Source organism: Streptomyces sp. NBC_00887, from assembly GCF_045207585.1.
On the sequence record NZ_CP108788.1, the window covers coordinates 2,841,761 to 2,866,517 of the forward strand.

17 protein-coding genes and 1 pseudogene are annotated in these 24,757 nt (G+C 70.6%); 4 read left to right on the forward strand and 14 right to left on the reverse strand.

From position 1 onward, the window contains the following. Positions 1-410: 410 nt before the first annotated feature. The 4 genes from OG844_RS12990 to OG844_RS13005 all read right to left on the reverse strand — a co-directional run bounded on the left by OG844_RS12990 (position 411) and on the right by OG844_RS13005 (position 5,044). On the reverse strand, positions 411-638 hold the full coding sequence (locus tag OG844_RS12990) for a hypothetical protein (protein ID WP_351180958.1): 228 nt from the start codon (positions 636-638) through the stop codon (positions 411-413). Between the two features lie 79 nt (positions 639-717). Next, a complete protein-coding gene (locus OG844_RS12995) occupies positions 718-1,068 on the reverse strand; it encodes a hypothetical protein (protein ID WP_406390045.1) in 351 nt (116 codons plus the stop codon). A gap of 801 nt (positions 1,069-1,869) precedes the next feature. Further along, positions 1,870-3,156, reverse strand: a complete 1,287-nt coding sequence (locus OG844_RS13000) for an exo-beta-N-acetylmuramidase NamZ domain-containing protein (protein ID WP_406390046.1) — start codon at positions 3,154-3,156, stop codon at positions 1,870-1,872. Between the two features lie 58 nt (positions 3,157-3,214). After that, on the reverse strand, positions 3,215-5,044 hold the full coding sequence (locus OG844_RS13005) for a glycoside hydrolase family 3 protein (protein ID WP_406390047.1): 1,830 nt from the start codon (positions 5,042-5,044) through the stop codon (positions 3,215-3,217). A gap of 291 nt (positions 5,045-5,335) precedes the next feature. Between OG844_RS13005 and OG844_RS13010 the strand changes: the two genes are divergently transcribed. Next, positions 5,336-6,913, forward strand: a complete 1,578-nt coding sequence (locus tag OG844_RS13010) for a peptidoglycan-binding protein (protein ID WP_406390048.1) — start codon at positions 5,336-5,338, stop codon at positions 6,911-6,913. A gap of 394 nt (positions 6,914-7,307) precedes the next feature. Here the strand turns inward: OG844_RS13010 and OG844_RS13015 are convergent, their stop codons facing one another. The 4 genes and pseudogenes from OG844_RS13015 to asnB form a co-directional block, all read right to left on the reverse strand. After that, entirely contained in the window at positions 7,308-7,700 is a 393-nt protein-coding gene (locus OG844_RS13015; RefSeq protein ID WP_406390049.1) for a VOC family protein, read from the reverse strand. Between the two features lie 168 nt (positions 7,701-7,868). Then, positions 7,869-8,124, reverse strand: a pseudogene (locus tag OG844_RS13020) (IS5/IS1182 family transposase); the annotation flags it as partial. A gap of 463 nt (positions 8,125-8,587) precedes the next feature. Continuing rightward, complete coding sequence (locus OG844_RS13025) at positions 8,588-9,808, reverse strand: acetyl-CoA C-acyltransferase (protein WP_406390050.1); 1,221 nt, start codon at positions 9,806-9,808, stop codon at positions 8,588-8,590. A gap of 38 nt (positions 9,809-9,846) precedes the next feature. Then, positions 9,847-11,670, reverse strand: a complete 1,824-nt coding sequence (gene asnB / locus OG844_RS13030; protein WP_406390051.1) for an asparagine synthase (glutamine-hydrolyzing) — start codon at positions 11,668-11,670, stop codon at positions 9,847-9,849. A 619-nt stretch (positions 11,671-12,289) separates the two neighbouring features. On the opposite strand from asnB, the gene OG844_RS13035 reads away from it, so the two are divergent. Next, on the forward strand, positions 12,290-13,558 hold the full coding sequence (locus tag OG844_RS13035) for an esterase/lipase family protein (protein ID WP_406390053.1): 1,269 nt from the start codon (positions 12,290-12,292) through the stop codon (positions 13,556-13,558). 591 nt (positions 13,559-14,149) lie between these two features. On the opposite strand, the gene OG844_RS13040 is transcribed toward OG844_RS13035, so the two are convergent. Next, positions 14,150-14,578 (reverse strand): hypothetical protein, encoded by a 429-nt coding sequence (locus OG844_RS13040; protein ID WP_406390055.1) that lies wholly within the window; start codon positions 14,576-14,578, stop codon positions 14,150-14,152. A 521-nt stretch (positions 14,579-15,099) separates the two neighbouring features. On the opposite strand from OG844_RS13040, the gene OG844_RS13045 reads away from it, so the two are divergent. Further along, entirely contained in the window at positions 15,100-15,738 is a 639-nt protein-coding gene (locus tag OG844_RS13045) for a hypothetical protein (RefSeq protein WP_406390057.1), read from the forward strand. 151 nt (positions 15,739-15,889) lie between these two features. On the opposite strand, the gene OG844_RS13050 is transcribed toward OG844_RS13045, so the two are convergent. Then, on the reverse strand, positions 15,890-16,135 hold the full coding sequence (locus OG844_RS13050; protein WP_406390059.1) for a hypothetical protein: 246 nt from the start codon (positions 16,133-16,135) through the stop codon (positions 15,890-15,892). A 100-nt stretch (positions 16,136-16,235) separates the two neighbouring features. Here OG844_RS13050 and OG844_RS13055 point away from each other — a divergent pair, with 100 nt between their 5' ends. Next, positions 16,236-16,712: a hypothetical protein gene (locus tag OG844_RS13055; protein ID WP_406390061.1), complete on the forward strand. Its 477-nt coding sequence runs from the start codon at positions 16,236-16,238 to the stop codon at positions 16,710-16,712. A 223-nt stretch (positions 16,713-16,935) separates the two neighbouring features. Here the strand turns inward: OG844_RS13055 and OG844_RS13060 are convergent, their stop codons facing one another. The 4 genes from OG844_RS13060 to OG844_RS13075 form a co-directional block, all read right to left on the reverse strand. Next, positions 16,936-17,832 carry an aminoglycoside phosphotransferase family protein gene (locus OG844_RS13060; RefSeq protein WP_406390063.1) on the reverse strand — a complete coding sequence of 299 codons (897 nt, stop codon included), beginning with the start codon at positions 17,830-17,832 and terminating at the stop codon, positions 16,936-16,938. Between the two features lie 405 nt (positions 17,833-18,237). Further along, positions 18,238-18,744 carry a hypothetical protein gene (locus OG844_RS13065; protein WP_406390065.1) on the reverse strand — a complete coding sequence of 169 codons (507 nt, stop codon included), beginning with the start codon at positions 18,742-18,744 and terminating at the stop codon, positions 18,238-18,240. A gap of 294 nt (positions 18,745-19,038) precedes the next feature. Further along, complete coding sequence (locus tag OG844_RS13070) at positions 19,039-20,949, reverse strand: hypothetical protein (protein WP_406390067.1); 1,911 nt, start codon at positions 20,947-20,949, stop codon at positions 19,039-19,041. Then, positions 20,946-24,755, reverse strand: coding sequence for a vWA domain-containing protein (locus OG844_RS13075; RefSeq protein WP_406390069.1), 3,810 nt, complete (start codon positions 24,753-24,755; stop codon positions 20,946-20,948). Before OG844_RS13075 ends, OG844_RS13070 begins: the two co-directional genes overlap by 4 nt. Between the last annotated feature and the right edge of the window lie 2 nt (positions 24,756-24,757).

Consider the following 24,757-nt stretch of genomic DNA (forward strand, 5'->3'; position numbering starts at 1 on the left):
GAGGGTGCCGGAGCCAGGGAAGCGTGCGGCCTTGCGACGAGGCCGCGCCTCCCCCACGCCGGGCGGAAGCCGCAGCCGGTGGACAGAGGACGGCACGTAGGGAATGAGGGCGCTGAATCCCGCGGTCCCGGGCGTCGGTGACGCTGTGTCCGAACGGTTCAGGGGGCGACGGATGAGGCACGCAGGCCGCAGCATGCAACGGATCGTGCGGCTGGCGGCCGTCGGCGGACTGCTCTGCGGCGGGCTGATGATGACCAGCGCCGTGGCGAGCGAACCGACGGCCCCTGCGGATGGAGGAGGCGGCACCGTTCAGCCTCCCGACCTCGGCGCGAGTCTGGTCTCGCGGCTCGCGATGACCTCAGTTCCTTCCGCCGTGATGAACGAGTGTGCGGGTGCGCCGGTCTGGGTGCTCACCCCAGCAGGACGTCATCGTCGCCCAGGCGTTTGAGCTCGCGGTACAGGATCGCGAGACCGGTGACGATCTTGGCGGTCGAGATCACGGCGTCGGCCAGGCGGAGGGTGTCGCTCTCCTTCCGAGCGAGTTTGGCCTGCTTGACGACGCTCAGGGCGCCGAAGGCTGTGCTGCCGAGGGACAGGTACACGCTGGACTTGGACTTCTTCTTGGCTGCTGCGCTCACTGGTGATGAACCTTCCTGGGCTGCGGACGCCCCTATTCGCTCGTGGACCGGCTGCTCGCTCCGGCGAAGGCCATGCGCTTCAGGCGGCAGCGGTGTAGGCCGTATCGATCGCGACATCAACTCGAGGATGGACGACGAGCCTCGGCCCACCTGAGCCGGCATTGTCTTCCAAAAGCCGCCGCGTGGGGGCGTCGTGAGTGGCGACCGACAGCAGGGTCTTCAGATTGCCGCACTGACGGTGGGCACGTAGGACGGCGCTGGCCGTGGCAGGGGTGGCTGCGGCGTTGTCGATGACGACAAGCACGGGTGAGGGATGGTGAGCATGGACGAGGTCCGTGATCTCTGTGGCAAGCCCGGCCCGCCCGCTCACCCCCGGGTCCTCCTGAACGGTGATGAGAAGGACGTCGTGTTCAAGTCTGTGGGACAGCATCGTGGTCTCCGTTCCAGGCTTCGACGGGTTCGTGTGACTGCGTCTGCCCTGCACGCTGGCACCCATGCAGGCGGCCCGGCCCAGCCCCCGACCGGCTGGACCGGTACGAACCCACAACGGCGTCAGCGGCCACACCCCAGCCGGCCGCATGGCCCACCGTCCGAACCAGACACCCTGGCCATGCCGCCGTGTCCTGTGCTGATCTCACGGGCAAGCCGTGCCCATGGCTCGATCACGACTGCACCGACGGTTCATTCCGGCGCGAACATGAGGGCGCCCCACTGCTCGTCCCACGCTTCGAAGGCGTCGTCGAAGTCCTCGATCATGTCGAAGTCCTTCCTTCTCGACGCTGGGCGAACAGGGCCTCAAGGGCTTTGGGTTCCGGACCCAGGCCAGGGAATGGCTCGGCGACCGCGAAGGGTCGGCCGGGCCGGCGCCGTCGCCTTCCCAGCGCCATCGGCCCTCCACACGTCGTACGGGGAAGAGGCCGTAAGAGCGCCGGGGTGTCCGCCGGTCCGCACCCGGTCGTACGCGTCGACGCGCCGCTGAACGGGCAACGCTCAAAAGCTGAGCAGCCACCTGTCGCGCTCCGTCACGCGCGACCTGAGGCTGTGCAGCTGCGTTGGCAATGCTCACCATCTGAGCGCGCGTGAGAACGCGTCTGCACCTGGACCCCGTGCGCCGTGGCGGCACCGCTTCGCCGAGCAGAGTTCGGCAGCGGTTCTCCTTTCCCGAGCGTTCGCAATGACACCACGGCCGCAAACTCAGTAGCTTCGGAGCAGCAGTTCAGTGAGTTCAGGTTCAGGAGTACAAGAGGTGTCGCGCGCGCCGGGTGCGGAACGCGGCGAGGTCGTCCTGCCACAGGGCCACGATGTCGTCGACGGGCGCGCCCGCCTCCACCGCGAGCCGCACCTCGCGGTTACCGCTGAGTTTGTCGAGCCAGTAGGCACTGCCTCCGTCCTGGCTGCGCCAGCCGTACTGCGGGAAGAGGCGGCGCTGCTCCAGGATCATCACCAGCGCGGTTCGTATCGGGTCGAACCGGTCCACGTCAGTGATCTGGAGTTCCACGCCGCCGCAGGTCTTGCCGGCCTGCTTGGAGAAGGTGGGGTTGAAGTACGCCTCCCGGAAGCGGGCCCCCGGCAGGTCGAGCGCGTTGAGGGCCTCCTGCCAGCGATGGTCGATGCCGGGCGCGCCGACCATCTGGAACGGCATGGTGGTGCCGCGCCCCTCGGACAGGGCGGTGGCCTCGAAGTAGCAGGTCCCCACGTACACCTCGGCCGTGGCGACCGTCGGCATGTTCGGTGACGGTGGCACCCACGGCAGGCCGGTCTCGGAGTACCGCATCCGGCGCTTCCAGCCTGACATCCGCTCCACGTGCAGGTCGGCGCGTTTGCCGCCGGTCGCCTCGGGGACGAACGTGTCGTTGAAGAGACCGGCCAGTTCGCCGACGGTCATGCCGTACTGCTGCGCGATGGGTTTCAGCCCTACGAAGGTGGAGTGCTCAGGGTGCAGGACCGGGCCGTGCGCGTCCTGGGCGGACAGGACGTTCGGGCGGTCGAGTACCACGAAGCGCAGACCCAGTTCGGCCGCCGCTTCCAGGGCCAGATACATCGTCCAGATGTAGGTGTAGAAGCGGGCCCCGATCTCCTGGATGTCGAACACCACGGTGTCCAGATTCAGTTCGGAGAAGAGCCCCGCCATGGTGGTGGAGCTGTTGTAGGCGTTGTAGACGGGCAGTCCGGTCTTGGCGTCGGTGTAGAAGTCCTCGCCCTCTCCGGCCTGCGAGATGCCGCGGAAGCCGTGCTCGGGGCCGAACACGGCGACCATGTCCACCTTCCCGTCGGCGGCCATCGCGTCGACGATGTGGCCGAGGTCGGGAGTGACGCCGGTCGGGTTGGAGATGACGCCCACCCGCTGTCCCGCCAGCGAGGCGTAGCCGCTCGCGCGCAGCCGCTCGAAGCCGGTGCGCACACGGGCGTGTCTGCCCGCCTCGGCCGGGCCGTCGGGGGTGGCGGCCGAGGCCCGGGTGGCGAGGGCCGGGGTGGCGGCGAGCGCCGCCGACGCCGTCAGGAGGTCTCTGCGTCTCACGGTGGTGGGTCTCCCTCGTAGGGCCAGGTGGGGATCGGACGGGCGCAGCGCTCGTCCGTCAGTTCTTGTACGTCAGGCCGTGGCCGAACGGAAACAGCGGGGTCCCCGGGGCGTCGGCCCGCGGGATGCTCACCGGGAGGCTGCCACGGGGGGAGACCTCGCCGAAGAGGACGCGGGCGGCGGACTCCAGCGCGATCGCGTTGTTCGAGTACGCGGCCAGGTGGACGTCTGCCTGCGGGTAGGAGGCGATGTCGTAGGGGACTCCGACCGAGATGGTGACGACCGGCGTGCCGGTGGCGGTCAGGGCTTGGACGAGGGTGGCCTGGCCGGGGTTGGTGCGGGCCGAGTTGGTGAGCACCACCACGGTGTCCTGGCCGGCGGCGGCGGTGACGGCTGTGGCGATGTCCGCCGTCGTCGGGTCGGCGGCCGTCGCGAGGGCGGTCCCGGTCCCGCCCTGCGCGGTGACCGCACCGGCGAGGGTCCGGGTGACGGCCGCGGTCGAACCGGTGACCAGGACCCGGTTGCCGTCCGCCGTCAGCGGCAGCAGCCCTCCGTCGTTCTTGATCAGGGTCGTGGTGCGGTCGGTGATCGTCCGTGCTTCCCTGAGGTGGCGGGCGTTGCCGACCACGCTGTCGACCGCGGCCCGGTCGGTGTACGGGGCGTCGGCGATGCCCTGCTTCTGCTTGAGGGTGAGGATCCGGCGCACGGAGGTGTCGATGCGGTCCTCAGTCAGCTCCCCGGAGGCGACTGCGGTGAGCACCGAGCGGTAGGCCAGGTCGAGGTTCGGGGGCATGAGGAGCATGTCGACGCCCGCTTGGAGGGCACGGACGGGAACCTCCGCGTCGGGGTACGTCTTCCGGACCCCGGCCATCGCCAGCGAGTCGGTGACGACCACGCCGTCGTAGCCCATTTCCTCGCGCAACAGGCCTGTCATGATCGGCTTCGACAGGGTGGCGGGGGTGCCGGACGGATCGAGCGAGGGGAACTGGAGGTGTGCGGTCATGATCGAGCCGACGCCGGCGTCGATGGCCGCGCGGAACGGCGGCGCGTCCAGCCGCTCCCACTCCTCCTCGGTGTGGGTGATCACCGGCAGGTCGGTGTGACTGTCGACGTCGGTGTCGCCGTGCCCGGGGAAGTGCTTGGCCGTGGCGACGGTGCCGGCCTTCTGGTAGCCCCGTACCTGGGCGGCCGTCAGGTCGGCGGCGAGCTGCGGGTCGCTGCTGAAGGACCGTACGCCGATGACGGGGTTCATCGGGTTGACGTTCACGTCCGCGACGGGGGCGTAGTCCTGGTTGATGCCGACGGCGCGCAGCTCCGTACCGCTGATCCGCCCCGCCTTGTAGGCGTCCTTCGACCTTCCGGAGGCCCCGAGCGCCATGCTGCCCGGGAACTGGGTGGCGGGCGGGCCGAACCGGACGACCCGGCCGTGCTCCTGGTCGGTGGAGATCAGTAGCGGCACCTGGGCGCCGCTCCCCAGCGCGGCCCGCTGGAGCCCGTCGGACAGGTCGGCGACCTGGCCCGGGTTCTGGAAACTGTCGGTCCAGGCGAAGTAGATGATCCCGCCGAGGTGGTACTTCTCCACCGCCTGCAGGCCGTTGTCCACCCCCAGCCACGTACGGTTGCGGGCCACGTCATCGGCGTCGCTGTCCTCGGCGGTCTCGCCGTAGGCGTAGGTGACGAAGAGTTGACCGACCTTCTCCTCCAGCGTCATGGCGTCCAGGCGGTCCTCGACCCAGCGGCCCTTGTCCCCGCCTTGCCGGCCGCCTTGGCTGTCCTGGGCGGATCCCTGACCGGCCGCGGCGCCCTGCGGCAGGCCCAGGAGCAACCCGACAGCGGCGGTCGCTGCCACCATCGACCTGCACAGGGCACCACATCCCCGGACGCTCATCCGGCACTCCTTCGATCGACGCACCCGGCGGGCGGGCAGAGTAGGGCGCACCCAGTGGATGGCCAGTACACCTCAAGGGTCAAGAGGGAAGGGGAAGTGTTATTGGTGCCACCAATGACAGGGCCTCATGAAGTCGAAGTCCGCACATCACAGCGACACATGAGCCTGTTGACGTGGGCATGCAATGTCGGTTGAAGTGGCTCCCTACACGCACCGGAACGTCGTGCCGCAGTCCTACCCGGATCGCCGGCCGACACCGTTTGATTCGACGCCGACGAGGGGACACCACCGATGTACCGACGCCCGCGATCATGGAGACACACCACCTCGCTCATACTCAGTACCGCCGTCGCCGTCCTGTTCACCGGTACGGGCGGGCCTTCCGCCGCCGCGACGCCCGCCGCGCACGACACCGTCGGCCGGTCCTTCGCCCGGGCCGGCGCCGAGTTCGACGTCCCCCGCGATCTGCTCGTGGCGATCGGGTACGGCGAGAGCCGACTCGACCCTCACGACGGCAAGCCCAGTCACGCGAACGGGTACGGCGTGATGCACCTGGTCAGCAACCCCCGCTCGCACACCCTGGAACGGGCCGCGGAGCTGACGGGCGCGGCACCGGACGCGCTGCGGCACAGCACCGCCGCCAACATCCGTGGCGCCGCAGCCGTCCTGCGCTCGTACGCCGACCGGCTGGGACTGGACGCGGAGGACCGCGACGACGCCGGCGCCTGGTACCCGGCGGTGGCCGAGTACAGCGGCAGCGCGGACGACCGCACGGCCCGGCTCTACGCGGACTCCGTCTACGACTTCCTGGCGAACGGCGTCCGCGCCACCACGACCCCGGGCGAGACCGTCGCCGTACGCCCGCAGGCCGTACGTCCCGAGCGGGGTCGCTACACGGATGTGCCCGCCCTGGACGAGGGGGGCTCGGCCGCCGTGGGGCCCCTGAGCACCGACTACCCGCCCGCACTGTGGGTGGCCGCGAACAGCGGGAACTACACCGTGGGCCGATCCGCCGCGATCTCCGCCGTCGTCATCCACGTCACCCAGGGGTCGTACGCCGGGTCCATCAGCTGGTTCCAGAACCCGAGCTCGAACGTCAGCGCGCACTACGTGATCCGTTCGTCCGACGGGCAGGTCACACAGACTGTCCGCGACAAGGACACCGCCTACCACGCACGTTCGGGCAACGCCTACAGCGTCGGCATCGAGCACGAGGGGTACGTCGACAACCCTGCCTGGTTCACCGACGCCATGTACCGGTCGTCCGCCACCCTCACGCGTCACCTGGCCGACAAGTACGGCATCCCCAAGGATCGGGCGCACATCGTCGGGCACTCCGAGGTCCCGAACAACGACCACACCGATCCGGGGGCGAACTGGAACTGGACCTACTACATGCAGCTCGTCGGGGGCAGCACAGGCGTGCCGGTCAACCTCGACTTCCCGGCCTACGACACGCTCCGCAGCGGGTCCACCGGCCCCCAGGTCGCGGCGGCGCAGACACTGCTCAACGCGCAGGGGTTCGCCGCCGGTACTGCGGACGGCGTCTTCGGCACGAAGACCGGGACCGCCGTGAAGGCGTTCCAGAGTGCGCGCGGTCTGTCGTCCGACGGGGTCATCGGCCGTCAGTCCTGGACCGCGCTGCTCTCGGCCGGGACCAAGCCCGTCCTGCAGGAGGGGTCCTCGGGCGCCGACGTCAAGCGCCTCCAGCGGTCGCTGACGGCCGCACTGGGCCGGACCGTAGGGATCGACGGCAGCTTCGGCCCCAGCACCGCGCAGGCGGTCAGGGACTTCCAGAGCAGCCGGTCGTTGACAGTGGACGGCATCGTGGGCTCGGCGACCTGGACGGCTCTGCAGGCCGGTCGGTGAGGTGAACGCGCGAGCCGGGGGGTCGGACGCCGGCCACCCGGCTCGCAGGGGTTTGTCCATGGGAACGGGTTCTGGCTCAGGTTCCGTGCGGCAGTGACCGGGCGTCGTGGGCCGGGAGGCGGATGCCTCGCTGGTCAGGGCCGGATCTGCTGCGGCCCTTCGAGGTTGAGGTGCTGATTCACGAAGCGAGGAAAGCTGGCGTGCACGACAGACCGCGGATGGAGGAAGCCCTCGATCCCCTGCGTGCCGAGCCGGAGTCGGGCGATCGACGAAGACCGAGTCGACCACTCGAGCTGCTGCGAACGTCGGATCCGTTCGCCACTCGCCCACGTCACACCACCCCACCGCTGACCCCGACGGCCTTCCTGTTCGGAGCGGGATGTTGAACGACAAGCTAAATGCCCGGCCGATAGCGCATCGGGTGGTCCTTGGGCACTTCGACGATGTAGATCTTTACGCCGTCCGGATCGGCGGTCCACATCTCGATCAGTCCCCAGGGCTCTCTCTCGGGAGGTCGAAGCATCTCGACACCCTGCCGGGCTAGCTGCTCGTAGGCCGCCTGCGCGTCTCCCACCTGTAGCCACAGTTCCAGGCCTGGGGACGGCGGGGTGTCGCAGCGGCCCGAGACCTCGAGGAAGCCACCGCCGAGAAAGTAGACGGTGCCCCGCTCGGGTCCGGTGCCGAATTCCCTGTAAACCTCCAGGCCCAGCTTCGTCCCGTAGAAGTCCCGTGAGCGCTCGGGATCGGTGGGCCGAAGGAGGGTCCTGCTGCTCAGCACATGCACCATGTGATCTCACCCTGTCCAGAGATGATCGATTCCACAGGAAGCCCGGGAGACGGGTTGCCGCCAGGTCAGCACCCCGCAGCGACGCCCTCGTAGCATCCTCTCCGGAGACTGACAGGGAGACGGTGTCAACGGCACGCGACGTCATACCCCGCCTCACCGTCAATCAAGACCACGAGTTGCGCCGCCGACTGCGTGCTGGTCTGCCCGGTTGACGGTGGAGTCGACCGGAGACAGTCCATTCCACCCGGCCCACGGCGTCATCGCGGACCTGGACGTGCGCCAGTAGCTTCGGCCACGTCCCGTCCGCCTCCCAGCGGGCGAACCGCTCGTAGTCGGTCTGCGGACGGCCACGCTCGTTTACCTGCGGTAGCAGCGGCTCTATCTGCCTCCATGCCGTATCCGTCCACTCACCTCGAACTGCCACAAGAGCAATGATCGTCCCCATTGCCGCTCGGCTACGGCCGCACGCCGAGCGCGGCGGTCGACCATGCACTTCAGGGCCTCGCTTCAGCTGGCGACAGTGTGGGCGCGACAGGCGCGCCAGCATCGTCGACAACAGCCTGCGGCACCGCCGTGGTGGGCTTCCCCTTCTCGATCCGGCCGAGACCACTCAGTCCCCAATGGATGACCTCCAAAAGCAGATTCGGCCCGGCGGTCTCCCGCCACGACATCAGGAGCTGCTCAGCGATGTCCGGCCGCCCGGTCTACGCCTTGCTGATCTGCAGCCTTGTCCCCAGCTCCCGACAGATGACGAAGTACGCGTAGCGCGGTGCGCCGACGCCTTGGGCGGCCCGGCCGTTGCGGTGCGCAGCCGGGTAGCTGGAGGTTGGGGCGGTGGTGCGCGCGGGACGCCTGCCACCGCCCGAGCGGGTGGTGCCTCGCTGGGGCTACGCGGTGCGTTCCAGGAGCATGGCCATGCCCTGGCCGCCTGCGGCGACGACCGTGACCAGGGCGGTGGTGAGGTCGTCGTGGCGCAGGGTGGTGAGTGCGGTGGTAGTCAGTCGGGCTCCGGCCGCGCCGTAGGGCTCGCCGAGGGCGATCGAGCCGCCGTGCGGGTTCATCCGGTCCGGGTCCAGGCCCAGTTCGGCGCAGTAGGCCAGGACCTGCGCGGCGAAGGGCTCGTTGCCCGCGAAGGTGCCGACATCGGCCAGGGACAGACCGCTCCGAGTGAGTACGGTCCGGGTCGCGGCGGCGGGGACGGGGCCTTCCGTCTCCGGGGTGCCGGCCGAGACCGCGGTGGCGAGGATCCGGGCCAGCGGTGTGTGTCCGTGGGCGCGCGCGTAGTCCTCGGACATGACGACCACCGCGGCAGCCCCGTCGGACAGCGGTGCGCTGTTGCCGGCGGTGACCCGTCCGTCGGGGCGGAAGCGCGGCGGCAGCGCGGCGAGGCTCTGCTGGGTCACTCCCCCGCGCGGGCAGTCGTCGGTGGTGACGGTCGTGCCGTCGGGAACCTTGACCGGGACGATGTCGCCGAAGTGGAACCCGCCGGCGAGCGACCGTTGGGTGAGATCGTGGGAGCGGGCCGCGTAGGCGTCCATGTCGGTGCGGGTGATGCCGTAGAGGTCGGCGGTGTTCTCGGCTGCCAGACCGACCGGGATGTACGGGTCGGGGAGCTCGCCCCGCGCGCGCGGATCGGTCCACGGGCTCACCCCGTGGCCCGAGCGCTGCACCGTGCGCCCGCCGGCCTGCTGGAAGGCCGGGTTCTCGGTGTGGGGCCAGGTGTCGGAGCTGCCGTGGGCGAGCCGGGACTGGGACTCGACGCCGGCTGCGACGACCACGTCGGCATCGCCGCAGCGCACGGCTTGCGCGGCCATCCGGATTGCCTGGAGCGAGGAGGTGCAGAAGCGGTTGACGGTGGCTCCCGGTACGTGGTCCCAGCCGAGCAGAACGGCGGCGATCCGGGCGATGTTGAATCCCTGCTCACCCCCGGGCAGGGCGCAGCCGACCACGAGGTCGTCCACGTCGGCCGGCTCCAGGCCGGGTGTGCGGACAAGAGTCTCGGCGACCGTGCGGGCGAGCAGGTCGTCGGGGCGCACCCCGGTGAGTGAGCCTTTGTGGGCGCGGCCGATGGGGGTACGGACGGCGGAGGTGATCACGGCGTGCTGCATGAGGGACTGTCCTGTCGGAGGGGCCGAGTTCGGTGTGTTCAGAGCTGCAGGGCGGGGCGGTGTCTGCGTAGCCACTGGTCCAGGTCCAGGACGAGTTCGAGTCCCTCACGGGGGAAGCGGTGCTCGCCGGAGGCATCCAGCAGCAGGCGGCGTACGGTGCCGGTGTCCAGCAGGTCGGTCGCGGGACCGCCGTCGGCCAGGAGGCGGCCGACCTGGCGGGTGAGGGCTGCCCGGTAAGCGGGGTCGCGGACCACGGGGTAGGGGCTCTTCCGACGGGCCAGTACCGGCTCGGGGAGGAGGTCGGTGACGGCGGCGCGCAGGAGGCTCTTCTCCCGGCCGTCGAAGGTCTTGAACGCCCAAGGGGTGTTGAAGACGTACTCGACCAGGTGGTGGTCGAGGAAGGGGACCCGGACCTCCAGGCCCACTCCCATGCTGAGGCGGTCGGCCCGGTCCAGCAGGCAGGGCAGGAAGCGGGTCAGGTTGAGATAGCCGGCGCGCCGCAGGGCGGCCTCGGCGGGAGTGGTTCCCGGCAGGTGGTCGAGTTCGGTGACCGCGGACGCGTGGAGGTCCGCGCGGTGTGCGGGCAGGTCCAGGGACGCGGCCAGGGACGGGTCGAGCAGTTGGGTGAGGTCGGCACGGTCCAGCACGCTGTCCCAGGGAAAGGATTCTGCCGCGGTGGCCTGGGGGGTGAACCAGCGGTAGCCGCCGAAGAGTTCGTCCGCCCCGTCTCCGGCCAGGGTGACGGGGAAGTGTTCGCGCACCGCGGTGAAGAGCCGCAGCAGGGATGTGTCGAAGTCTCCCAGGGTGAGTCCGTCGCGTAGATGCCCCACCCTGGTGCGTCGGGCGGGGTCGGACAGATCGCGGGCGTTCAGCGACACCCGGCGGTGCGAGCTGTCCAGGTGGCGCACCATCAGTTCGGCATAGGGGCCGTCCGGGTCGCGCTCCATCGCGTCCTGGGTCGACGCGCGCGAGCCGAGGTCCACCGAGAGGGTGTGCAGGGTGCCGGCCCCGGGCCGGGCGAGGGCGGCGATGGCGCTGGAGTCGAGTCCTCCGGAGAGCAGCACGCTCACGGGCACGTCGGCCTGCAGCTGGCGGGTGACGGATCCTTCCAGCAGCGAGCGCACCCGGGTGATCGTCGTCGGCAGATCGTCGCGGTGCTCGGCCGGGGTCAGCGACCAGTACCGGCGCCTTCGCACCCCTTCGGGCGTGTACACGGACACGGTTCCCGGTGCGATCTCGTCCAGGCCGGAGAAGGCGCTGCGTCCGGGGGTGCTGATCATCGGGTGGGCGGACAGCAGCAGTTCACGCATTCCGTCCAGATCGAGCCGGGCGGGCACGGCGGGGTGTGCCAGTACGGCCTTGGGCTCGGAGCCGAACACCACGCCCTCGCCCGCGCGGGCGTAGTACAGGGGCTTGATTCCGAGGCGGTCGCGCACCAGCGTCAGCCGCCTGGGTTCCGGTTCCCAGGCCGCGTACGCGAACATGCCCTCCAGCCGCTCGGCCGCCTCCGCGCCCCACGCGTCGAAGGCCCGGAGCACCACCTCGCCGTCGCTGCGTGTTGCGAACCGGTGCCCGCGCGCGGTCATCTCCGCACGCAACCGTCCATGGTTGTAGATCTCGCCGGTGAACGCCATCACCAGCACCACGCGCCCGTCGCGCTCGAGCAGGAGCGGCTGCCGGCCGCCGACGAGGTCGACCGTCGCCAGGCGGGTGTGCCCCAGGCCCGCCGCCCCCTCGGCCCAGACCGCGGAAGCGTCCGGGCCGCGGCAGGCCAGGGTCTCGGTCATCTCCTTCAGCGAGGTGTCCTCGGTCCCCACGGGCACATGCCCGGCGAACCCGGCGAAGCCGACCAGCCCACACATCGTCGCAACTCCCCGCGCACGACAGCCTCGGGGCTCGTCGCACGGTCAATGACCAGGACGTCTCTTCGCCCTGATTCGTGCGAGAGGTAGGTCCATGGCCGGACAGTTCACCGGCCACCGTGACTGCAACGAGCAGACATGGGCGAGGTCACCGCCTCGCCGATGTCTGCCCCGAACGAGTCGGCCTGTTGAGTGATCCGGTCACGAGCGACCTTGTGCGTGTGGGGGTGTAGCACCGTCGACGATCTCCTCCTGGACGACCGCCTTGATGAGCGCCTTCACCGTACCGGGGCCTGCGGTGGATCGGGAGTGACGTCGATGCCCGAGATCTGCAGGGCATCCGTGGGCGCGCCCATGTCGCTGTAGTTCCCACCAGTGAGGACGCGGCCTCCGCCGTCGGCCCCAGCGCCATGACGGGGCGAAGTGCTTGCGGCTCGCGGGGTTCTCGGTCACTGCATGTCCGCCCGCATACGCGAGGTGTGCGGGCGGACGGGCGCGAACGGGGCATTTCATACCCATGGGAGTGATTCAGCCTGATTTGGGTGGGAGGCGGGCGCGGGCGCCGACACGATGGCGGTGATCACCATGATCGTCCGCACCACCAAGGAGACGCCGAACCATGTCCAAGCCTGTCGTCAACATCTGGGGCACCTCTGAAGAGGCTGCGTCCGCAGCCGCGCAAGCCGCCCCCGCCCCTTGGGACGCGAAGTGGGACCTCGGGAGCAGGACCGTCAGCGGGACCGCGTGGGTCTTCTACAGCTCACCTGACGAGAAGGTTCTCAAGCGTCCGGTCATCCTCGCCGACGGCTTCGCCCCCGGCGGGACCAAGGTCGACGATCTGTACGACGGCTTGGAGAACGGGGAGTATCCGTTCGTCTCCTCGCTGCGCGGGGCCGGCTTCGACGTCGTGCTGCTGGGTTTCGCCGACCGCACCGCGTCCATCCTCGACAACGCCGAGGTCGCGATCCAGTGCATCATGCGGGCGATCGCCGACCGGGAGGGCGACGCCCCTCTGACGGTCGGCGGCTTCAGCATGGGAGGGCTGATCACCCGCTACGCCCTGGCCAAGCTGGAGCGCCAGCGGATGCGGCACGAGACCGCCACCTACCTCTCCTACGACACCCCGCACCGCGGTGCGTGGCTGCCTCTGGGCGTCCAGGCTTTCGCCCACTACGTGAAGGACAACTGGGGCGGCGCCGGCAAGCCGGTCCTCAACTCCTTCTCCGATCTGGTCAACAGCCCCGCCGCGCGCCAGATGCTGCGCTGGCACCTGGAGAGCGCCGCCGGGACCACCCTCGACGTCGCCGACGGCCAGCACCAGGACCGGGCCGACTTCCTGGAAGCCCTGGAGCGGATGGGTGACTGGCCCCAGATTCCCCGCCTGCTCGGCGTCGCCAACGGCACCGGCACCGGCACCGGAAACGACATCCCCGCCGGCCACGCCGCGATGGAAGCCTACGGACCGCATCTGATCGGCCGGCTCGACGCCCAGGGCACGGGCGCGCAGACCGTCGCCCGGATGGACAAGCCGGGCCAGGAACCGACGGAGATCCGCACCACCGGCTTCCCCGAACTCGACGGCGCACCCGGTGGCCTCTTCCCCCAGGCCCCCGTCTTCAACCACGCCGCCAACTTCGGCATCGCCGCCATGCTGGCCGGCCTCGTCAACAAGACCGAGGCGGAACTCACGCACAACGCCTCCACCTTCGTCCCCACCGTCAGCGCCGTGTCCTCGGCCCGCATCGACGACCACGACACCCTCTACAGCAAGATCGACCCCGACACCAGCGACCTCCACGACTACCACTGCGCCACCACCAACGAAGGCCACACCACCATGACCCGAGAGCTCGGCGAGTGGATCGTGAACAAGCTCAAGGAAGCGTGACCCCCGGCAAACCACCGACGGAAGTGATCCCCTTGTGGGGCCCGGAACCGTACGGTCCCGGGCCCCACAGGTACGGATGCACGCCACGTCCGGTCTCACACAGACCGGCGACTCGACCCTGCCAGCCAAAAGATGCTCTCGCCAGACCGGCCCCGTGCCCACTGTCGACCGCGAGCTCCCCCACGGCTGAGGTGAGCACCAGTCCACGAACAGCTCCCCCACGCGTACGGGCGCACGCAAAGGAGTACCGGTGCCACCTGTGATGCTCAGTCACAGTCACAGAGCCCCTTCCAACTTCGTGCAGCTGCTGGTCAGCACCATGTCATTGGGCATCTGACAGACCCTGGCTATGACGTTCGTGGCGGTGGCCGAGGGTGATGCGGGCGGATGGCGCGCCGAACGGGGTGCGCTGACCGAGGTGATCCGTGCTCGGTGGGCTGAGGTCGAGATCGATTGGTCGGCCCGTATTGCAGTGCGCAGTCTCATCTGGGAGCTCGATACGGCGAACGGCCCGGGTGAGGCCTATCCGCACGAGGACGGTACCTGCCTGTACATGGACGTGTGGGAGGAGGACGCGATCTGGATTGATTGCTACGCCTGGCTTGCCAGCTCCCTCCACCACAACGGATGCTCGACGACTATGTGTCGCACCGTCGGGCTGTGCTCAAGAATGAAACGGCAGTAGTCCCGCCAGTCGTCGTACGACTCAGTTTCCGGAATCCGGCGCGTGGCCATCAGTCCCGTTTCCAGAACATCGGCCAGCATCTCTGCCAAGATCAAGATGCGTTCGCGTTCTTCCCCCTGCTCCGGGCACGGCTTGTTGTCGTAGAAGTACGCCCTCGTCCCGGGGTACTCGAGCATCTTGAAATAGATCTCTCGTAGGTTGCCCAGGCAGGTGTCCACACCGGTGGTGCCGTTGATGACGTTGCTCATACGAACCTGCTCGGATACAGCTTTCGTTTGCTTCGCCAGAAACAGAAGCGACACGATCAGCCCTATCAGGCCCCCGATCGCACTCACGGTCGCTACCACGGTTGTCCCCCTCCGTCAGCGGAGTGAATTCTTGCCCAGACGTGGCCTGTTCACTCCGTCGTGACGGCTAGAGCCCCTGACCCGTCACCACACGCACGCGGGTGGTGAGCCGGCCATGGACCGCACCTTCGGGGCCTGGAGTTCGACTAGTCAATCCGGTCCCGGCAGACCGTGAGGCGACCGCGAGGACCTGACCGCCAAGCCATCGCAGCGAAGACACTGATCGAGTGGGGTGTGTACGGCCCCTCCGCCCTCGCGGCTAGGACTTGTCCGGTCGATCATGGCGTTGAACCGGCAGATGCTTTGCCTATGGGGTGGGCTCGCCCGGTCCGGCCAGGATGGTTGCTGAGGTCGTCCTGCTGGGGGTCACACCCAATGTGCTCGGTGGTCACAGTCCTGGTTTCCCATGTTGAATACGTAGGCGGGTTACGGGATACCTGGCTACCCACGGCAACGGTGTCGGCCCACACAACTAAGGTTGCTGACCACTGATCGCAAGGGGCTCCACCATGGGCATTCATCCCGACGTCGCCGTACTGCTCGACCTCGTGCCAGCAGACTTCGCAGGCGGCGAGCAGATCGACTGGGCTGCGGCCGAAGTCGCGCTCGGCACCGAGCTACCGAGTGACTACAAGGCTTTGCTGGACACGTACGGCGTGGGTGATATCGGAGAGCTCGTCATTCTGCCCCCACTCCCGAGTGACGTGCGCGGGTGGGAAGGATGCCACATCGGAGGCATGACGGACGGCCTGCGCGGGCTCTGGGAGGACGGCGCAGGAATCCCAGGCGGGACGCTGGGTGCCGATGCGGTCCTCCCCTGGGGTTCTGGGATGAACGCCAACGAGATGGCTTGGCTCAAGAACGACCCAGATCCGGACAAGTGGCCTGTCATAGCCTGGCGCCGACACCACTCGTGGGGCGAGTCGCCGTGGGCCCTGTTCGACTGCAACATGGTCCAGTTCATCACCCGCATGATGCTGGGCCAGTTCGACGCCTGTCCACTCGGCGATGCCTCGCTCTGGAAGCGGACCGACACATTCGTCAGCTGGCGAGAGCAACATCGACGGCTTCGGGCCGGACTGGACCCTTCTACAGGCGAGCCCGATCCCTACGCCCACATGTACCCCATCACCGAGGACTGGCCCTGATCAGGACCGGAGCCGGATCGCGAGGGCTGCCGCTGTCGCGGTGCCAAGGAAGACGTAACCGCGCTTGTCGTTGCGAGGGGCGACCGCCCGGGACTGCTTCAGGAGGTTGATCGCACGCTCGACGGTGTTGCGCTTCCTGTAGCGGACCTCATCAAAGCCGGGCGGCCGTCCACCGCGTGCGCCCCTTGCGCAGGCGGACCGCCTGGCTGTCGGTCTTCTCCGGGATGGTGGGGCGGATTCCCCGCCGTCGCAGGTACTCGCGGATGGGGCCGTTGCTGTAAGCCCTGTCGGCCGCAAGGCTGTCGGGCTTCTTGCGCGGGCTGCCCAGGCCAGATCTGAGCACCCGGATCTTCTCCAGGACTACACGGCGTTCGGCCCGTTCCACTTCGGCCGCCACCAATACGACGACGCCTTGCGCGCTCGGAGCGCGACAATCAGTTCCGTCCACAGGTGAGTTCACCCGCCTGGTCCCATAAGTGCAGCAGGAGTCGCCGCAAATGGATCCGGCAGACAGCCACACGGACGACATCGCTCTGAGCGCTGAAGAGTACGACGCCGTCAGCGCAGCCCTCGCCCGTGTCACCAGCACTGGAGGTGGAGCACAAGCTCATTCCCTCAGCTCCCTCCTCGCACAGTGGAGCACCTTGGCGGACGAGGTGGAAGAGGGCTACTCCTGGTGCGCGCCGGAGCTCGACCACGATCTCTCGTGTCGGAACGCGCTCGCGGAAGTCTGGCCACTGCTGCCCCCACGTGTTGGCGCGCTCAGGCAACCGGAACTCGATCGCATCGACGTTCGCTATCGCCGCGCGACGATTCCTTGGCCTGACCGCCTCGAGGATGGTGCTCGATGGTGGACATGGCGTGTTCCCCGGCGCCTCGAGATCGAGGCCGCGGAGCAACGAGATCCGGACTGGCCCTTGGGATGGGAGATGATGCCGTTCCCTCGACCCGCTTCCGTGGAAGTCGTCACGTGACAGTGACGATCAGACCTCAACCAAGCGAGTGGTTCGGAGACCTTGCGTCAGATGCTCACCCCTACGGCCGGATCCGGCCCGACGGGCACGGCTCGTCGATCTGCGACCACCTCCTTGCCCACATCGACGAAGCCGAGACGTAAGGCTGGCCCGACGAGGTCGAAGGTCTCCAGGTCAGCCGGTCCGGCGCTGAGGAGAAGCTCCGCGTTCAAGGAAGCGTGCGTCAAACGCCTGCCAGAACACGATCAAGTGCCGCCCGGCCTGCAGGTCCCCAGTTCGGCTTGCCGCCGGGAAGCCCCCGATCTCCGTTCTGCCCCATGAGTATCAGGAAGAGGCTCTTCATAGCGGCCAGCCCGCGGGCGCGCCGGATCGCCGCCTCGTCTGCATACGCGTACATGTCGAAGAACCGTGAGGCCGTGCCCGCAGGCAGCAGCACCCATGCGGCGGCGAGGTCCCACGCCGGATCGCCGGCGAACATGTCACCGAAATCGACAATGCCCGAGAGCGTTCCGTCCGAGACAACGACGTTCGCGGGATGAAGGTCGCCGTGTACCCACACCCGCGGGCCCTCCCACGCATGGGCCGCAACGGCATCGTCCCAGACGGCCCGGACATCGGCAGCGATGTCGTCGGGGGCAACGGCCTGGAAGAAGCTCTCGAAGCCGTCCGTACAGTTCTTGGGATGGGCACCGCGGTCCGTAGCGATCGGCGCCTCGGCGGGCGCCTCCACATGGAGCGCCCGGAGGAAGCCCGCCAGCGTGTCGGCCGCATGGTCGCCGCGGCTGATCGAGCCGTGGTCCAGCGGCTCACCGGGAACCCACGTCATCACGGTCCAGTGCTTGGGGAAGCGCCCGGACGGTTCACCGAACCGCACCGGCGTCGGCACCGGGAGCGGCAGGCGCGGGGCCAGCACAGGTAGCCACCGCCTCTCCTTGAGCTGGAGCTCCGGGGTGCGGTCCATGCGTTGCATGCGCACGGCCAACTCGTCCCCGAGACGCCACATTTGGTTGCCCCAGCCACCCGCCACCTCGCGGATGGCCAGCCCTGCGAGGTCTGGATGTTGCTCCTCCAGCAGGACGCGGACCAGGTCTGCGGTGATCTCGATCTCGGTGTCGGTCATGCGAAGTCACAGTACTGAGGGGGCAGACGGAGCGGGCTCTCGCTCTCCGGAACGTCTCGATCCGGCCCAGATGCCACGCCTGTTGGAGATCCACGCCAACCTCCTCGACCGATCGCGGAGGCCAGGGAGCAGGGTTGGCTCGCCGAGGTGGCAGCCATCGAGACCACCGTGGCTGCCGCCACGCAGAAGCTGGAGGCGATGCGCGTGCGTGCAGCCGATCCGTCCACCTCGGCATGCCCGGCTTCCACGCGAGCGCCGGCCGACTCACCCGTGAGCTCTGACCGTGGCTGACGGCCGCCCCGCCGCCATCTCGCACCGGCCTGGCCCAGTGGCCTCACCTGCGAGGCGGCAAGACCTCGATGATCTCGGCGATGCCGGCGACAGGTTGGGCTTCGTGCATAAGGATCACGTCACCGGGCTTGCCGCCACTGCTCTGACTGGAGGGGGCCAGGCGAACGTCTGCGGTCTCTCCAGGGCCGAGCTGCGGCTCGAACTCCACCCATAGCTACGCGATGCTGAGTGCTGGATTCCCATCGGTGGCGCAATTCCGATGTCCCACGTGGGCCTGAGCCGACCGTCCCCGGAAAAGGCAGTTCGGCGTCCGCCCTCCTTCGGATCCATCAAACTCAACGTTGCCCGGACAGTGCCGTGCTGGACTTCCCAGCCCCGCCACTGACACCAACGGTGGCTGCGGTCGAGCATCATCTGCCGAGCAGCTTCGGCAAGAAGCTCCCAGAAGTCCACGGACACGGGGTGGCCATCCCCGATCTCTTCGAGAAGGCCGAGCACCATCTCCCACTCCTGGCGCCTGATGTCCTCGCGAACATCCCCGACCGTCTGGCCGTTCTCTGCCACGGCATCCTCGGGCAGCAGATCGACGGCCTGTCGAAGGAGTGTGAACGCCTCATCCATACCGTGCATTGTTCCTTGCTCCCGGACGGGCGCCAGGACTTCTGCCCACTGCTTTCAGCAACTCCACTGCGGTCCTGCTAGCCCAGCCCGACCGACCGCATCAAGGGGGCCAAACTCAATGGGGTCACGTCCCCTGTCGTGGTGTAGCCGATCATGGCCTGTCGTATCCGCTCCGGGCTCGTCCGACCCTTCGCGTCACCGGGCGCCCGCCGGTCGTCGCCGGTCCCGGCTTCGCGAGCCCTGACTGAGAATTCTCGCCTTCGCGCCAGCAGCCGACCTGCATATCTATCGCCCCTATGAGCGGGGTCCTGGCTGCGACTGTCCGACCGGCTGGGAGAACTCTGGGGCCGCCTGGCGTTCGAGGCAGCGGACTGTCGGCCCCTCGTCCGGGACGGACGGCACCGCGGCAGGGCCCTCCCGCGTCGGTTCCCAGGCTGCCGCGCACAGGGATTCGGCCACGGCGGCTGTGTAACGGGCGGCGGTGAGCCAGTACATGGCGAAGCCGTCGGTGTCGGCAGGGAGGAGACGGCCGAAGAGATCACGATCGCGTCGGGCCGCCGAGGTGCACAGGGCGGTGAGGAGTCCGGCGGCCGTGGGGAGGCCCGCGCGGCGCAGGCGCCAGGTCTCGGCGGTGACGTCGCCGAGCATGCCGAGGGCGGCGCGGCCCGCCGGGACCGTCTGCTCGACCCGGCGCTCCAGGAGGTACAGCGGCGAGTGCGCGCCGGACTCCCCGGGCTGTGGCGGGGCGGGACGCACATGGGCAGCCGGGTCCGGGAGGTCGGCACGGCGCAGTCGGTCGAGGCCGAGGTCGATCGTGCCCTCGCCGGTGGGGTGCGAGCAGGCGAGGAGGGTGAGCCGGGGGTGGAGGGCGGGCACCAGGCGGCCGATGATCCTCAGCCGTGTCCCCGGCGCCGCGGCCAGCAGCATCAGGTTGTCGCGATGGGCCAGCGCGGGATCGTCGTCGGCGACGGCGAGCCGGACGGGAACGCTTCCCTCGCACAGCGCGAGCAGGGAGGTGCCGCCCGACTCCCGTACCGGACCGAGGAGTTCGGCTTCCAGGAAGAGCAGGTCGCTGCCGCCGCCGTCCGGGTCCGCGTAACGGGAGGTGGACCGCAGGGCGCGGGCGGCCTGTTCGGACGGCGGCGTCTCCCACAGCGCGGCGAGCGGCGGCTCCGTCCACGCCGCACCCCTGGCGCTGACGGCCTTGACGCCCTTCCCGGCGCCCAGTCTCCCCTCCGGCGAGACCGTCGCCCCCGAGATCGCCAGGCCTGCCCGGCCCAGCTCCCGGTGGGTGAGCGAGCAGTCCCCCAGGCGCACGGCCCGGTCGGCCACGCCCACGGCGCGACCGACGCCGCCGGGTGCCACGTCACCGACCGTGCAGAGGCGCCCGTCGGATCCAGCGACCCAGGTGCGGACGCCGCCGTGCCCCGAGTCGGTGACCACGGGTTCGGTGAACAGGCCGTACAGGCGCAGCGAGCCGTCCGGGCTGTACGGGCGGCGCGCACGGCCTCTGACAGCGGCAAGCTCCGCCCCGGACGCCGTCCCCACCCGGTGTGCGGTGCCGAGCAGTTCGGCCAGAGCCGTGACGAGCCCGGCGGTGCGGTAGGACGGGTCCCCGGCGCGGGCCGCGCGCAGCAGCGTGACGACGGACAGCGCGGCGCCCGCGGCGCGCGGCAGCTGCCGGAGCCGGGCGGTGTGCGCGGCGCGGAGGAGGGCCGACTGGGTGACGGCGCCGGCCCCGTCGACACCGGCCTCCAGCACGGCGGCGCCCGCCGACCACAGGGCGTCGGCCGCGGCACGCTGGGCTGGGCTCGCCACCTCGGGCGAGGGGGCGGAACCGGAGGTGCCGGGGTCCGTTGCGGAGGCGGATCCGGGAACCTCCCGGGTGGGCCGGTCGGCGGGCTCGGGCTCCGGTTCCGCCGTGGGGGCGGCGCAGGCGGCGGCCGCGCGGTGGACACATGCCGGGGCGAGGAGGCAACCGCAGGTGATGGCGTCCGCCGTCGCCACCACACCGCCGGGGGCGTGCAGGCGCAACTCGGTGTCGTCGTCGACCGCGATCGTCACCGTGTCCCCGACGCGGTGCGTCGGGCGGGCGCCGAGCTTGGTGACTGCCGCGTCCAGCCGCTTGCGCAGCCGGGGCGAGAGGTCCTCCACCAGCGTCGCCGTGACCTCCGGCGCGACGGGTGGCAACTGGGCGGCGGTCATGCGGTCTTCTCCCCTATCCAGCGGGCCAGTTCGAGTGGGTTGAGGGCCGCCACGGGCATGCCGGCGGCTACGAGCTGCCCGGCGACGCCCGTCGAGTAGCGGGGCCGACCGGCGTCGTCGAGACTCGCGCACCCCAGGACGTGGCAGCCGGTGGTCACCAGTGCCCGTACCTCGGCCAGCAGTCCGCCGAGCGGCGCGCCCTCCTCGAAGTCGCTGATGACGACGACGAGGGTGCGGGTGGGCACCGTGATCAGGCTGCGGGCGTGCCGCAGCCCGGCGGCAATGTGCGTGCCCCCGCCCACGCTCACCTCCAGCAGGAGGGACAGGGGATCGTGCACGTGGCCGGTGAGGTCGACGACCTCCGTGGAGAAGGCCAGGAAATGGGTGCTCAGGGTCGGCACCCCGGCGAGCACGGAGGCGGTCAGCGCGGACCAGATCGTGGACGCCTCCATGGATCCGGAGACGTCGGTTACCAGGATCAGGCGCCAGTCGGCCGACCGGCGGACGCGGCTGCGGAACACCGGCTTCTCGGGGATCACCTGGACCGTTCCGTCGGCCGTCCGGCGTGCGGTGGCCAGGTTGGCACGCAGCGTGCGCGGCAGGTCCAGCCGGCCTCCGGGGCGGCGGGTGGGCCGGGCCGCCATCGTGCCGGTGAGGGCGGGTCGCAGCCGGGTGGCGAGCTGCCGGGTCAGTTCGTCGACCAGGTGGCGGACCAGCGGCCGGAGCGCCGCGATGCGGGCTTCGGGGAGGCCGCCGGCGTACCGCAGGATCGTCCGGAGCAGTTCCACGGAGGGGGTGGCGGCCGCCGGGTCGAGCTCGGCGAGGACGTCCTGCCGGCCTGTCACGGCTGCGGCGGCGAGGACCTCCTCGCGGATGCCTGGGCCGAACAGCGCGGCCAGTTCCTCGGACCACTCGCGGACGCCGGGGAACGACGGTTCCCGGCCGCCGCGCGATCCGGAGCCGCCACCGTGACCGGGGGCGGGCATGCCGCTGCGGGACCCCTCGCCGTGCCCCGCGCCGTAGAGCTCGTCCAGAGCGGTCGCCAGGCGGGCGGCGCCGGGGGGCAGTTGGTCGGGACGCCGGCCGAGCACGAGCCGCCACCGGTCGGCGGCCGCTAGGGTCCGCGCGGGGGTGGCCCCGGTGGAGGGCGCTGGCGCGGGTGTGAGGACGCGCGTTGCGGCAGGGTGGCCCGACAGTGGTGGGAACCGGTCGTCGTGGGCGGGTGGCGGGACGGGCAGGCCGAGGCCTGTCAGGAGCTCGCGGGCCGCGAGGTCGGCCGCCGTCCGGCGGGCCAGCTCGGCCGGATCGTCCGCGTCGAGGGTGTCCACCCGTTCGCCCAGCCGCTCCTCGACGGTGTCCAGCAGCCGGTCCCGGGCGGCCGGGCTCAGGGTGTCGAAGCCACCGCGCAGGGCCGGCAGCCGGGCCAGGAACGCGGCGTCGTCCAGCTCGACGACCCGGAGCAGCAACGGGTCCAGGGCTCCGACACCGACGGTCAGGAGCGGGCCCGCCACCGTCAGCACACCGGTGAGGCGGGCGGTGAGCGCGGCCCGGGAGGTGCTGTCCACGGCTCCGTCCACCCAGGAGGCGACGCGCCCCCCGAACCTCTCGGCCTCTTCGTGGCCCGTGAGCACCCTGACCGCTCCGGCGGCCGCGGCGATCAGCGGGGTGCCGTCGGCGGCCAGCCGGGCGAGGGCGTCGGTGAGCCGGATGCCGCCCACCCGGTCGGCACGCTGGGCCAGTTCGAGCAGTGCCCGGGCGTCCTCGGGCTCCTCGGAGCCGGCCAGGCCGTCGACCTGGCGGACCGCAGCCGAAGTCAGGAGTTCGGCCTCGGGCGCGGTGCGGGAGGCACGGGCGGAGACGGTGGTGGCGGCGTCGTCCGGGGCTGAGGGGTCCTCGGGCGCGGCCAGGCCCGGCAGGTGGCCGGCGTCGATGCGATCCAGCAGGTCGAGCCCGGTGAGGAGTTCGGGAAGGGTGCCGCTCGCGGGGAGTACGGCCGCCAGTTCCGTCAGCCGTTCGTCGGCCAGGGCCAGAAGCCCGCACTCGGCGGCCTCCGTGAGGCCGCGGACGACCTGGGCGGCCGTCGGACCGCCCTCCGCGCGCTCGGCCGCGTGCCGCTGCCGCAGCACGCCCTCGGCCGCCTGGGCGGGGGTGACGCCGCGGGCGCCGGCCGCAGTGAGCATCGCGGCCGTCGCCGGGGTCCACCTCACCTGCCAGCGCGTCGTGAGTCCTTCCGTGCCCGCCGCGCCGGTCACCTCCTGCTCCTGCGCGTAAGGGATGCCGCACACCGTCAGCCTGCGCAGCAGCAGTTCGCGGCGCCGGTCCAGGGTGGAGCGCGCCGGGTCGAGCCGCAGGTCGCGCGGTGTCTTCTCGCGCGTGTCCTGCGGGCCGGGGAGGGAGAGCGCCGCGGTCTCGGCCTCGACGGCGGGGCTCAGTCCGCTGCGCGGAGCGGCAGGCGCGGGCCGTCCCGTGCGAGCTCCGACGAGTACGCGTTCGAGGGCCAGGGCGACGGCGCGGCCCGTGCCGTAGGTCTCGCCGCGCCCCAGCACCGTCTGCACGGCTTCCAGGAGTTCACCGCGGCCGGGGGCGGGCAGACCGCGCAGGCGGGCCAGGTCACCGGCCACCCGGACGACCTCCCTGCCCTCCGCCGGGCCGTAGGGGTGGCCCTGTTCGCGCAGGGTGGCGCAGACGCGGACCGCGGTGCGGATCAGCGCCTCGTGGAGCGCGGCCGGGTCTCCGGCGGCGTCCAGGACGGTGTGCTGCCACTCCGGGTCCCGGATGCCGGCCGGGTATCCGGACCGCGAGTCGAGCAGCGGGTACGTGTACGGGACGAGGGAGACCGTGCACGCCGCCGTTCCGGACGCGCCGCTCAGGTGGCCGTCCGCGCCCGGCTCGGGCGCGGCGGCGGACGCGTCCGGAACGACCGGCACGTCCGCCACATCCGGCGCGGGGCCCCCGGCGGCCCCGGCGGCCGATGGCAGCAGCGCCGGGGTGTGGAAGGCTCCCACCACCACGGCCGGCCGCCGCCCGCTTGCCAGGGCCTCGGCGACATGTCCGCGCATACATGCCTCGCGTACCAGGTCCGTGCCCTGCACCCCGTCCCGCGACTCGGCCTCGTGGCGCAGTGCCCAGCCGGCGAGCAGGGCGGCACGGCGTAGCGCCTCGGGTGTCGAACCGGGCGCGAGGGCCTCCACCAGTCGGTCCCACAGGTCGTCGCCGTCCCGGCCTGTGAGCCGGGACCGGAGCGCGGCGGACAGCCCGTGCCCCTCCCCCGGCCTGGGAGCGGAGTCGGCGCCCGGGACGGGGGCAGGGGTGTCCGGACGGCCCCCCGCCCACGCCCGGTCCGCCAGCGGCAGGTCGCAGGCCACAGCCGGGACCCCGTTCCTTGCCGCCCAGCGCAGAGCGACCAGCTCGGGCGAGAAGTCCGCGAACGGGTAGAACGCCGGGCCCCGTTCGCCTGCCGGGCCGGGCCCGTCGACGGGCACGGCGGCCAGCGCCACCGGGGCCTCGGTCTCCTCGTGGGCGAGCCAGCCCAGCCAGGGCTGGAACTCGGCGGGCAGTTCGACGAGAAGGACGTCGGGGGCAGCCGCGTCCAGCAGTGCGGGGAGGACGGCCGCCAGCGAGGGCGCGTGGTGGCGCACCCCGATCAGGTACGGCAACCCGGGTCCGGTCGCCGCCAGGGCCGCCACCGCGGCCTCCGGGGTGGCGGGCCGGGCCGCCGGACCCGGCGCCTGGGAAGCGGCCGGCGCCCCTGCGGTGGGCGACGCCTCGGCGGTGGACCGCACCTCGGCGGTGGTCGACTCGCTCATCC